10 protein-coding genes are annotated in these 11,946 nt (G+C 73.4%); 4 read left to right on the top strand and 6 right to left on the bottom strand.

All coding sequences use genetic code 11. The features are described 5' to 3' along the window. Positions 1–11 precede the first annotated feature (11 nt). Complete coding sequence (locus I8N68_RS10610) at positions 12–1,310, bottom strand: DUF58 domain-containing protein (protein WP_200209721.1); 1,299 nt, start codon at positions 1,308–1,310, stop codon at positions 12–14. A gap of 1 nt (position 1,311) precedes the next feature. Next, positions 1,312–2,364 carry an AAA family ATPase gene (locus tag I8N68_RS10615; RefSeq protein WP_200209722.1) on the bottom strand — a complete coding sequence of 351 codons (1,053 nt, stop codon included), beginning with the start codon at positions 2,362–2,364 and terminating at the stop codon, positions 1,312–1,314. 486 nt (positions 2,365–2,850) lie between these two features. Between I8N68_RS10615 and leuS the strand changes: the two genes are divergently transcribed. Beyond that, entirely contained in the window at positions 2,851–5,691 is a 2,841-nt protein-coding gene (gene leuS / locus I8N68_RS10620) for a leucine--tRNA ligase (protein ID WP_200209723.1), read from the top strand. Between the two features lie 146 nt (positions 5,692–5,837). Here the strand turns inward: leuS and I8N68_RS10625 are convergent, their stop codons facing one another. Genes I8N68_RS10625 through I8N68_RS10640 form a run of 4 tightly spaced genes read right to left on the bottom strand, consistent with a single transcriptional unit; the run spans position 5,838 to position 9,241 of the window. Beyond that, complete coding sequence (locus I8N68_RS10625) at positions 5,838–6,602, bottom strand: phosphotransferase (protein WP_200209724.1); 765 nt, start codon at positions 6,600–6,602, stop codon at positions 5,838–5,840. Further along, positions 6,602–7,285: a TVP38/TMEM64 family protein gene (locus I8N68_RS10630; protein WP_200209725.1), complete on the bottom strand. Its 684-nt coding sequence runs from the start codon at positions 7,283–7,285 to the stop codon at positions 6,602–6,604. The genes I8N68_RS10625 and I8N68_RS10630 overlap by 1 nt, the downstream gene beginning before the upstream one ends. Then, positions 7,282–8,004, bottom strand: coding sequence for a type 1 glutamine amidotransferase (locus I8N68_RS10635; protein ID WP_200209726.1), 723 nt, complete (start codon positions 8,002–8,004; stop codon positions 7,282–7,284). The genes I8N68_RS10630 and I8N68_RS10635 overlap by 4 nt, the downstream gene beginning before the upstream one ends. After that, positions 7,994–9,241, bottom strand: a complete 1,248-nt coding sequence (locus tag I8N68_RS10640) for a MurT ligase domain-containing protein (protein ID WP_200209860.1) — start codon at positions 9,239–9,241, stop codon at positions 7,994–7,996. The genes I8N68_RS10635 and I8N68_RS10640 overlap by 11 nt, the downstream gene beginning before the upstream one ends. Positions 9,242–9,596: 355 nt before the next feature. On the opposite strand from I8N68_RS10640, the gene mraZ reads away from it, so the two are divergent. From mraZ to ftsL, 3 genes are all read left to right on the top strand, one after another. Continuing rightward, positions 9,597–10,028 (top strand): division/cell wall cluster transcriptional repressor MraZ, encoded by a 432-nt coding sequence (mraZ, locus tag I8N68_RS10645; protein ID WP_200209727.1) that lies wholly within the window; start codon positions 9,597–9,599, stop codon positions 10,026–10,028. A 206-nt stretch (positions 10,029–10,234) separates the two neighbouring features. After that, the gene (rsmH, locus tag I8N68_RS10650; protein ID WP_200209728.1) at positions 10,235–11,344 is read left to right on the top strand and encodes a 16S rRNA (cytosine(1402)-N(4))-methyltransferase RsmH; all 1,110 of its coding nucleotides are present in this window, start codon (positions 10,235–10,237) and stop codon (positions 11,342–11,344) included. Next, positions 11,341–11,943 (top strand): cell division protein FtsL, encoded by a 603-nt coding sequence (ftsL, locus tag I8N68_RS10655; protein ID WP_200209729.1) that lies wholly within the window; start codon positions 11,341–11,343, stop codon positions 11,941–11,943. Before rsmH ends, ftsL begins: the two co-directional genes overlap by 4 nt. Positions 11,944–11,946: the final 3 nt, after the last annotated feature.

The following is an 11,946-nucleotide window of genomic DNA, read 5'->3' on the forward strand; positions in this document are numbered from 1 at the left end:
CGTCCTTCCGGTCATCGCACGCCGCCGGCCACCGTCTCGGCGAGCGCCGCGCGCAGCGCGAAGCCCTGCGAGCCGCGGGCCGCCTGCGGCCACAACACCGGCAGCCGGCCGCCGTGGTCCACCCCGATCACCCGCCAGCCGCTCTGCAGCAGGGCGAGCGCCGCGGCGCCGTGCGCGTGTTCCGCCTCGGCCCGGGCCTTCTGCGGGAGGTTCAGCCAGGTGGAGCTGTCCAGCACGAAGCCGACGCAGGTGGCGCCGTTGCCCCGCAGCCCGCCGAGCAGCTCCGCCTCGGCCGTGCTCAGCGAGCCGAACAGGGCGATGATCAGCCCGCCGTCGGCCCGCTGCCGGACCCGCTGCACCAGCGTGGTGATCTCGCCGCGCTGGTCCAGCCGGACCTCGGCGAGATGGTCGAGGAGCAGGCCCTCGCCGCCGCCCTCGGTGGCGTCCACGTCGGCGCCGGAGCCGGTGACCAGGCGCAGCTTGTACCCGGCCTGGCGCAGGTGCACCGCGATGCTGGCCGCGGCGGAGACCGCCCACTCGAAGCTGGCCGTCGGCCCGTCGCCCCGGTGGCCGAAGGCGCGGGTGTCCAGCACGACCGTGGCCCGGCTCTCCCAGGGCTGCTCCTCGCGGCGCACCATCAGTTCACCGGTGCGCGCGGTGGACTTCCAGTGCACCCGGCGCAGGTCGTCGCCCACCCGGTACTCCCGGGTGGCCGCGTCGTCCTCGCCGTGCACCGCCACCGAACGGGCCCGGCTGTCGCCGCTGCCGGCGTACTCGCCGGGCAGGCGGACCGTGGGCAGCGGGGTGACCTGCGGGATGACGGTGAGATGGTCGGTGCTGGGGAAGGCGGGGCTGAGCTCGCAGAGCCCGAACGGGTCGGTCATCCGGACCACCAGCGGCCCCACCTCGTACCGGCCGCGCACGTCGGCCCGGACGGTGTACGCCACCGAACTGGCCTGGTGCGCGCCGAGCCGCTCCAGCACCACCCGCGGCCGGCTGCCCAGGGCGTACGGCAGCCGGTCCTCCAGCAGCAGGGTGCCGGTGGGCAGCCGGGACAGGTTCTGCAGCCGCAGCACCACCCGGGAGCTCGCCCCGACCGGCACCCGGTGCGGCTCGAGCGACCGGTTGCAGGCCAGCTTGTACCGGCTGCGCCCGACGTACGCCGCCGCGAGCAGCGGCAGGACGGCGAGCAGGACGGCCACCCGGAGCAGGTCCTTCTCGCCGAGGATGCCGGCGGAGACCGCGGCGGCCACCGCGGCCGCCAGGAACGAGCGGCCCCGGGTGGTCAGCCCGCGCAGCCCGTCGCGCACCTCACGGCCTCCGGGGCTCGAACGGCCCGCGGCCGTTGCCGCCGGCGGGCCGGGTGTCGTACGGGGAACGCTTGCGGTCGTGCGGCAACGGCAGCCGGTGCACCAACTCCGCGACGATCGCGTCGGTGGTGCGCCGGGCCAGCTGCGCGTCGGCGGTGGGAATGATCCGGTGCGCCAGCACCGGCACGGCGAGCGCCTGGAGGTCGTCGGGAAGGACGTAGTCGCGCCCCTCCAGCGCGGCCACCGCGCGGGCCGTGCGCAGCAGCTGCAGGGTGGCCCGGGGGGAGGCGCCGAGTCGCAGGTCCGGGGCCTCGCGGGTGGCGGTGACCAGGTCGATCGCGTACTGCTTGACCACGTCGGCGACGTGCACCTGCCGGACGGTCGCGATGAGCTGGCGCACGATGGCCGCGTCGGAGACCGGGCGCAGCTGGTCCAGCGGGTCGGTGGCCCCGTGACCGTCCAGCATGGCCAGCTCGGCGCCGACGTCCGGGTAGCCCATCGCGATCCGGGCGGTGAACCGGTCGCGCTGCGCCTCGGGTAGCGGGTACGTCCCCTCCATCTCGATCGGGTTCTGCGTCGCGATCACCATGAACGGGGTCTGCAGCTGGTAGGTGACCCCGTCGACCGTGACCTGCCGCTCCTCCATGCACTCCAGCAGGGCGGACTGGGTCTTCGGCGAGGCCCGGTTGATCTCGTCGCCGACCACCAGGTTGGCGAAGACCGCGCCGGGGCGGAACTCGAAGTCGTGCGTCTCCTGGTTGTAGACGCTGACCCCGGTGACGTCGCTGGGCAGCAGGTCGGGGGTGAACTGGATCCGGCGCACCGTGCAGTCGATCGAGCGGGCGAGGGCCTTGGCCAGCTTGGTCTTGCCGACGCCGGGGACGTCCTCGATGAGCAGGTGGCCCTCGGCGAGCAGCACGGCCAGGGCGAGCCGGACGGTGGCCGTCTTGCCCTCGATGACCTGCTCGATGTTGGTCACGATTGCTTCGCTGGCGGCGCGGAACTCGTCGTGCGGCAGCAGACCGCCCACCTCGTCCCAGGTCTGTTGTGTCACGGGCCTCCTCCTCGTCGCCGGACGGCAGCTCTGTATTAGAGCACCTGGACCCGCCGTTGGGTTCGCGTCGTACGAGCCTCGTTTGCCGCAAAAATCTCACTGGCCTCTCAGGCTAACCATGTTTGTCGTGATCGCCGACCCCCGCAGCCAGTCGGTCGGTTACGCCCGGAATATTCGCCGGACGGGGGACGCATGCCCGTTTGCGGCACGATGACCAGAGTCCCGCCGGGCACCGGCCGGCGGCGGGCGACGGGACCGGGGGAGGACGCGGCGGCGGGCCGGACGTGCCCCCCGCGGGCCGGCGGGGCGGCGGGGCCGTCCCCGCGCGGGGTACACTGCCGGTCATGGCCGGAGTCTTCCTGCTTCTTACCGGGCCGTGCTGATGCGCTGAGCGCGCGACAGCACGGCGGCCCCTCCTGCGTGAGGGGCTTTTTTGTGCCCTGAGCAGACCTCCCCATATCCGACATGAAGCGCCGAGGAGACGCCATGAGTGAGGCAGCCGCACCGGCGACCGACATTCCCCCGTTCCGGTACACCGCCGCCCTGGCCGACGAGATCGAGCACCGGTGGCAGGGCACCTGGGCCCGGGAGGGAACCTTCCACGCGCCGAACCCGACCGGGCCGCTGGCCGATCCGGACCACCCCCGGGCGGGCGCGGAGAAGCTGTACGTGCTGGACATGTTCCCGTACCCCTCCGGTGCCGGCCTGCACGTCGGCCACCCGCTGGGCTACATCGGCACCGACTGCTTCGCCCGCTACCAGCGGATGGCCGGGCGCAACGTGCTGCACGCGATGGGCTTCGACGCGTTCGGCCTGCCCGCCGAGCAGTACGCGGTGCAGACCGGCACCCACCCGCGGACCACCACGGTGGCGAACATCGAGCGGTACAAGGAGCAGCTGCGCCGGCTGGGCCTGGCCCACGACGAGCGGCGCACGGTGGCGACCATCGACACCGACTTCTACCGCTGGACCCAGTGGATCTTCCTGCAGATCTTCAACTCCTGGTACGACGCGGAGGCCGGTAAGGCCCGCCCGATCGCCGAGCTGATCGCCGAGTTCGAGGGAGGCAACCGGTCCACCCCGGACGGCCGCCCCTGGGCGGAGCTGACCGTGGCCGAGCGGCGGGCGATCGTCGACGACCACCGGCTGGCGTACGTCTCCGAGGCGCCGGTGAACTGGTGCCCGGGGCTGGGCACCGTGCTGGCCAATGAGGAGGTCACCGCCGACGGTCGGTCCGAGCGGGGCAACTTCCCGGTGTTCAAGCGCAACCTGAAGCAGTGGATGATGCGGATCACCGCGTACGGTGACCGGCTGCTGGACGACCTGGACACCCTGGACTGGCCCGAGCCGATCAAGCTGCAGCAGCGCAACTGGATCGGCCGGTCCACCGGCGCGCACATCGACTTCCCCACCACCCTGGAGCCGATCCGGGTGTTCACGACCCGGCCGGACACCGTCTTCGGCGCCACCTACATGGTGCTGGCGCCCGAGCACGAGCTGGTCGACGTGCTGGTCCCGGCGGCCTGGCCGGCGGGGACGAAGGACGCCTGGACCGGTGGGCACGCCAGCCCGCGGGCGGCCGTCGAGGCGTACCGGAAGGCCGCCGCGGCCAAGACGGACGTGGAGCGGCAGGCCGACACCAAGGAGAAGACCGGCGTCTTCGTCGGCGCGTACGCGACCAACCCGGTCACCGGCGGGCAGATCCCGATCTTCATCGCGGACTACGTGCTGGCCGGTTACGGCACCGGCGCGATCATGGCGGTGCCCGGGCAGGACGAGCGGGACTGGGCCTTCGCCGAGGTCTTCGACCTGCCGATCGTGCGGACCGTGCAGCCGGCCGAGGGGTTCGACGGCAAGGCGTACACCGGGGACGGCCCGGCGATCAACAGCGCCGCGCCGGACCGCGGCCTGGACCTGAACGGCCTGGGGGTCGCCGACGCCAAGGCGACGATCATCGCCTGGCTGGAGGCGAACGGGTACGGCGCCGGCGCGGTGACCTACCGGCTGCGCGACTGGCTGTTCTCCCGGCAGCGCTACTGGGGCGAGCCGTTCCCGATCGTCTACGACGAGACCGGGGGCGCCATCGCGCTGCCCGAGTCGATGCTGCCGGTCGAGCTGCCCGAGGTGGACGACTTCTCGCCGAAGACCTTCGACCCGGAGGACGCCGACAGCAACCCGGAGACCCCGCTGTCGCGTCGCCGCGACTGGGTGGAGGTGGAGCTGGACCTGGGTGACGGGCCGAAGCGCTACACCCGGGAGACCAACGTGATGCCGCAGTGGGCCGGCTCCTGCTGGTACGAGCTGCGCTACCTGGACCCGACGAACACCGCGCGCTTCGTCGATCCGGCGAACGAGGCGTACTGGATGGGGCCGCGCGGCGCGGGCGACTGCGGCGGCACCGACCTGTACGTCGGCGGCGCCGAGCACGCCGTGCTGCACCTGCTGTACGCCCGGTTCTGGCACAAGGTGCTGTTCGACCTGGGGCACGTCTCGTCGTTCGAGCCGTTCCGCAAGCTGTTCAACCAGGGCATGATCCAGGCGTACGCGTTCCGCGACGCCCGCGAGGCCGTGGTGCCCGCGGAGGAGGTCGTCGAGGTCGACGGCCGGTTCTTCCACGGCGAGACCGAGGTCCGCCGGGAGTACGGCAAGATGGGCAAGTCCCTGAAGAACGTCGTCACCCCGGACGAGATGTGCGCGGCGTACGGCGCGGACACCTTCCGGGTGTACGAGATGTCGATGGGCCCGCTGGAGGTGTCCCGCCCCTGGGACACCCGCGCGGTGGTCGGGTCGTACCGCTTCCTGCAGCGGGTCTGGCGGGCCGTCGTCGACGAGACGACGGGCGCGGTGCGGGTCACCGACGCCCCGGCAGACGAGGCGACCCGGCGGCTGCTGCACAAGGTGATCGACGGGGTCCGCGGCGACATGGAGGGCGTCCGGTTCAACACCGCGATCGCCAAGCTGATCGAGCTGACCAACGCGCTGACCCGGCTGGCCGAGACCCCGCGCGAGGTGGCCGAGCCGCTGGTGCTGATGGTGGCGCCGTTCGCCCCGCACATCGCCGAGGAGCTGTGGCGGCGGCTGGGCCACGACACCTCGCTGGCGTACGCGGACTTCCCGACCGCCGACCCGGCGCTGCTGGTCGCCGAGACGGTGACCTACCCGGTGCAGATCAACGGCAAGGTCCGCGGGCGGATCGAGGTCGCCGCCGACGCGGTCGAGGACGAGGTGCGGGCGGCGGCGCTGGCCGCGGTCGCCGGTGCGCTGGCCGGCAAGGAGCCCCGCAAGGTCATCGTGGTGAAGGGCCGGATGGTTTCGGTCGTCGCCTGACCCGCCCGGAGGCGCGACCCGCCCCGGCCGCGCCTTTCGACGCGGAGCGCGCAAATTCCCGGATAGAGTGGCCATCCCACGCGGAATGGCCACTCTTTCCAGGGAAGTGCGCGGACCTTTCGCCGGCGGGCGGCGGGGGCGGGACTTCAGGGCAGGAGGTTGGCGTGCACCGCGGCGCGGTGGTCGTGCAGCCACTCGTGCCAGCGGCGTATGCCGTCGACCGCGCCGGCGGCGCGGAGCCGGCGCATCCCCGGCTCGTCGCGGTCCGCGCCCGCGTCGATGCCCCGCCAGGTGCCCTCGAGCTGCGCGAGCATCAGCTCGACCAGCTCGGCGCGGGGGAGCAACGGGCCGCCAGCCGGGCCCGCGGCATCGTACGCGTCGCAGAGCAGCCGGCAGCGGCGGGCCAGCTCGGCCGGGTCGGCGTCGCCGCCCAGCTCGGCCCAGTGCCAGCCGGCGCAGGCCACGTCCTCGATCCGCCGGCCCGGGCCGGCCAGGTCCCAGTCGAGGAGGGCCACCGGCAGCCGTCCGGCGGGAAGGTCCCGGTACACGGTGTTCTTCGGGGACAGGTCGCGGTGGCAGACCGTCTCGGCGTCGCCGGCCAGCGGGGTGCCGGCGCAGGCGTCGTGCAGCGCCCGGACCAGCTCGGCGAGCCGGGTCAGGGCGGCGTCGGAGAAGTACGCCGGATCCGCGCGCTCCCGCCACGGCACCCGCCCGTCGAGGTGGCTCAGCACCTGCCGACCCTGCTCGTCGGTGCCGAGGTGACGGGGCGCCAGCCCGCCGGCGGTCCGCTCCAGGTGGCGCAGCAGGGCGGCGACGAAGTCGGCGTTGGCCGGCGGGGTGCGGCGGACCGTGTCCCCGATCCGGACCACTGTGCTGATGAAGCCGCCGGGCAGCGGCTCTTCGACCGGCATCAGGTCGGGCCGAGCCGGCGCTGCCGTTCGGCCCGCCACCAGCGGTGGATCAGCACCAGGCTGGCGATCAGGCCGAAGCTGGCCGGCGCCGCGGCGTACCAGTTGACCTGCCCGGGGGAGCTGACCGCCGCGCCGATGGCCGCGTAGCCGAACGCGGTCGGGGCCGAGGCGATCACGCTACCGGCCAGGAAGGGCAGCACGCGGGCACCGGTGGTGCCGTAGCCGTAGCTGACCAGGCCGAAGCCGGCGATCGGCAGCAGCCGGACGGTGACCACCCCGAACACGCTCTGCCGGGCGAACCAGCCGTCCAGCCGGGCCAGCCGGCCGCGGACCCGCTCGGCGACGAAGTCCCGGCCGAGCAGACGGCCCACGGCGAAGCCGAGCGCGGCCGCGAGCAGCGCCGCGCCGAGCGCGTACGCGGCGCCCGCCAGGGGTCCGAAGATCGCGCCGGCGGCGAGCGTGACGAAGGTTCGCGGCACCAGCGCCACCAGCAGCAGCGCCCCGCCGACGATCGCCGCGATCGGGGCGTACCCGTCGAGGGAGTCGGCCAGCCGGGGCAGCTGGGCCGGGTCCGGCCGGGGCACCAGGAGCAGCAGCAGCGCGAACCCGGCGAGCAGGAGCAGCAGCAGGGTGAACCGTCGTGCCGACGGCTGCCCGAGCAGCCGCCGGACGGCGGGGATCATGCCCGGGCGGCGGCCGCCACCGCGGCGCGGCGTTCCGAGCGGAGCCGCTCGGCCCAGGTGTCGTCCAGCGCGGGGAGCTGGTGGATGCCGGTGGCCCAGCGCAGCAGCAGGTCGGCCAGCGCGGGGTTGCGAGCCAGGGCCGGGCCGTGCGAATACGTGCCGAGCAGCTTGCCCCGCCAGGCGCCCTCGGTGGTGCCGTCGTTGCCGACCCCGGCGGTGACCCGGGCCAGCGGCGACACGCCGGGCCCGAGGTGGGTGCGGCCGCCGTGGTTCTCGAAGCCGGTCAGCGCGGGGACGCCCAGCCGGGGGTCGACCTCGCCGGCCAGCTCGCCGACGGCCCGGGTGGGGCCGCGGTCGGAGGAGAGGTCGAGCAGTTCGAGCCCGGCGCACTTGGTGCCCTTGGCGAAGAAGGAGGTGCCGAGGAGCTGGTAGCCGGCGCAGACGCCGAAGACGACCGAACCCTGGGCGACGGCCCGGTGCAGGCCACCGTCGGCGAGCAGCCGCTGGGCGCCGAGCGCCTGCGGGCCGTCCTCGCCGCCGCCGATCAGGTAGATGTCGGCGGTGGCGGGCAGCCGCTGGTCGGAACGGACCTCCAGCACCTCGACCGGCATGCCGCGCAGCTGGGCCCGGCGGGCCAGGATCAGCATGTTGCCCCGGTCGCCATAGGTGGAGAGCAGGTCGGGGTAGATCCAGACGATGCGCAGGCTCTCAGTTGACACGGTCCAGCTCCGCTCGGATGTCCTGGAAGGCGGTGTAGTTGGCGATGACCTCCAGGCGGCCCGGTGGCACCGCCCGGATCGCGTCGTCGAAGGTCCGGACGTGCTGGAACGGCACGCCGTTGACGTCCAACCGGACGGCCAGGTCGTACGCCCGGTCGCCGGTGATCAGCACCTGCCGGCCGCGCAGCGGGGCGAAGTCGACGTCGAAGAGCCAGGAGGTGTCCAGCCCGTCGGGGTCGCGGGCGTTGATGGAGAGCAGTGTGGGCGCCTCGTCGGCCATGTCGAACGCCTCCAGCCAGCTGGCCGGGTTCTTGGCCAGCAGCAGCCGGATGTTGCGCCCGTCCCGGTCCACCTGCGCGTAGCGACCGGCGACCGAGGTGACCGTGCCGAGCCGGGAGACCGCGTCGACCGGGCGTACGCCGAATTCGGCGGCGACCGCGAGGGCGGTCGCCGCGTTGCCGAGGTTCACCTTGCCGGGGAGCTGGAGCTGGATCTTGTGCCAGGCGCCGGTGGGGTCGAGCACGCCGTCGTCCTCGACGGTCCACTGCGGCTCGGGCCGGCGTAGCGCACAGCCGGTGCACCACCACTGGTCGTTCTTGCGGGCGATGGTGGAGCCGCACTCCGGGCAGACCCAGGAGTCGTCGTGCCAGCGCTGGCCCGCGCTGAACCAGCTGACGTGCGGCGGGAAGTGCCCGCGGGCCGGGTCGGCCGGCGGGGTGGCGGCCCAGACGACCATCGGGTCGTCGGCGTTGGCGACCACCCGCACGTCGGGGTGCTGGACCAGCGCGGCGCGCCAGAGCTGCGCCATCATGGCGACCTCCTTGGCGCGGTCGAGCTGGTCGCGGGAGAGGTTGAGCAGCGCCACCACGTGCGGCTCGGTGGCCTCCAGCACCTGGGCGAGGTAGTGCTCGTCGACCTCCAGCACCGCGTACGGGGTGCTCCCGGCCTTCGCCAGCGCGGAGGTGTGGCCGGTGGGCATGTTGGCGCCGAAGGAGTTGGTGGCGACCCGGCCGAGCACCCCGACGGCGGCGGCGGTCAGCCGGGTGGTGGTGGTCTTGCCGTTGGTGCCGGACACCAGCGCGATGGCGCGGCCCGTCGACAGGTGCGCGAGCAGGTCTGGGTCGATCTTGAGGCCGATCCAGCCACCGATCACCGAGCCGTCGCCACGACCCGCGGCCCGCGACAGCGCCGCGGCGGTCCGTGACACAGAGGTGGCCACCTTTGCCCGCAGGGGCATCTTCGCGTCCGTCACCCGAGCGAGGTTACCGGACCGGCGGGCCCGCCAGATCGCCGCCGATGGCGATCCGTTCGGCCGGGCACCCTCGGGCGTCCGGTCGGCGGGCGCTCGGCCGGACGGAGTCGATCAATGTCGGGTAGCGGACGCGCGCTGCGGGCGGTCGCCCCCTCCACTCCGCTCCACCCCCTTTGACGTGCGCTTTTGCCCGCCGAAACGGCGCGCCACGCGGGCGTTTCCGGTTGCGGGTGGAGGGAAGTGGAGTAGAGTGGGGGCCAATGGTGAGGCCGGGAGGGCCGCACCGGCCCGGGGGGTCAGCGGCGCCGCGAACGTCGCTCAGGGCGAGGGGGTTGGGCCGATGTTCCTCGGCACCCACACTCCGCGCCTGGACGACAAGGGCCGGTTGATCCTTCCGGCGAAGTTCCGGGATGAGCTGGCGGGGGGTGTCGTGATCACCAAAGGGCAGGAGCGCTGCCTCTACGTCTTCCCGATGCCCGAGTTCCAGCGGATCGCGGAGCAGTTGCGCGCGCAGCCGATGACGCACAAGGCGGCCCGGGCCTACAGCCGGGTCTTCTTCGCCAGCGCGCACGACGAGGTCCCGGACAAGCAGGGCCGGGTGACCATCCCCGGACACCTGCGCTCGTACGCCGCCCTCGACCGCGATCTGGTCGTGATCGGCGCGAGCACCCGGGTGGAGATCTGGGACAGGGCGGCCTGGGAGGCCTACCTCGCGGAGAGCGAAGACGACTTCGCCGACATCTCCGAGGGGGTGCTGCCCGGCGGTCTGTAGGGCGCGGCGACGCCCGGCGTACTGCGAGATCTCCAGCCGCTTTCGAGTTCCTGGCACCCCTTCCCCGGTGCCAGGCGCACGATCCGTATCGGGGGGCCGCGGCCTCCGGCGGGCGGGAGCGGATGGGGATCTGGCGGTATGGCGAGGCGTCGTGGCGACGACAGGACGCGACAGACGGAAGCGGGTTTCAACCAGTGGGGGTCGACATGGGGGAGCTACGTGGCACGCACGTGCCGGTGCTGCTCGAGCGGTGTCTCGAGTTGCTGGCCCCCGCGCTGGGGCGAAACGGCCGCACCGTCCACGTCGACGCGACGCTCGGCCTCGCCGGCCACGCCGAGGCGGTCCTCGAGGCGCACCCGGACACGGTGCTGATCGGGCTGGACCGGGACACCGAGGCACTCGCCCACGCCCGGGCCCGGCTGGCGCGGTTCGCCGACCGGATCCACCTGGAGCACGCCGTCTACGACGAGCTGCCCGAGGTGCTGGACCGGCTGGGGTACCGGGCGATCGACGGCATCCTCTTCGATCTCGGCGTCTCGTCCCTGCAACTGGACGTGCCCGACCGCGGGTTCGCGTACGCGCAGGACGCGCCGCTGGACATGCGGATGGACCAGACCCGGGGGGTGACCGCCGAGGAGGTGGTCAACACCTACGCCCACCCGGACCTGGCCCGGGTGCTGCGGGTGTACGGCGAGGAGAAGTTCGCCGGGCGGATCGCCTCGGCGATCATCCGGGAGCGGGAGCGCGGCCGGATCACCTCGTCGGCGCGGCTGGCCGAGCTGGTCAGGGAGAGCATTCCGGCACCAGCCAGACGAACCGGGGGACACCCGGCAAAGAGAACGTTTCAGGCTTTACGGATCGAGGTAAACAAGGAGCTGGCAGCGCTGGAGGCGGCGCTGCCGGCCGCGCTCGACAAGCTCAACGTGGGCGGCCGCATGGTGGTCCTGTCCTACCACTCGCTGGAGGACCGGCTCACCAAGCAGGCGCTCGCCGACCGGGTCCGCAGTAAGGGCCCGGTCGACCTCCCGGTCGAACTGCCCGGGTCGGGCCCGACGTTCCGGCTGCTCAGCCGGGGCGCCGAGCTCCCCGGGGAGGCGGAGGTGGCCGCGAACCCGCGGGCCGCCTCGGTGCGGCTGCGAGCCGCGGAACGGCTCGACCCGGAGGCGGCCCGGCAGGGGCGTACCGACCGCGAACGGTACCGGCGCCGGGTGAAGGCGATGCACCAACCGGGGACGGGGTCACCGGGATCCGTTGCGGATCCGCGGTCGACCCCCGGGGACGGCAGTGGGACGGACGAAAAGGGGGAGGGGACATGAACGTCAACAGGCGCGACGGCCGGGACACCGGCATCGGGCAGCGCGCACCGCGGTCGGGGGGCCGGACCACGGCGCAGCGCACCACGCGCGGCACGACCGCGACGGCGGGAGCCGACCGGCTCGATCGCCGGGAGGAGACTCGCGCCCGGGGGGCGCGCGAGTTCCCCACCCAGGGCAGCGCCGCGCTGCGGCCGGCCGAGCAGGCGAAGGCCAGCACCGCGACGGCGCCCCGGCTGCGGGTCGCCCCGCCGCCGCCGGTCTCCGTGCCGCGGGCGCCGTTCGTCGGACTGATCCTGGTGCTGGTGGTCGGCGGGGTGCTCGGCATCCTGCTGGTCAACACGAAGATCAATGAGAACGCCTTCCGGCTGGAGAAGCTGCAGCAGCAGCAGGCCAAGCTCGACGTGGACCAGCAGCAGTTGGAGAAGGAGATCGCCGAGCAGAAGGCGCCGGGCAACCTGACCGCCAACGCCCGCAAGCTCGGCCTGGTGGAGTCGGACGACCCGGCGTACATCCGGCTGCCGGACGGCAAGATGATCGGCGTCCCGCACCCGGCGGAGGGCACCCCGGCCGTCACCAGCCAGCAGGGCAACGGAGGGTAGTCA

Origin of the sequence: Micromonospora coerulea (genome assembly GCF_016598485.1) — a bacterium.
In the GTDB taxonomy this organism is placed as follows: domain Bacteria; phylum Actinomycetota; class Actinomycetes; order Mycobacteriales; family Micromonosporaceae; genus Micromonospora; species Micromonospora coerulea.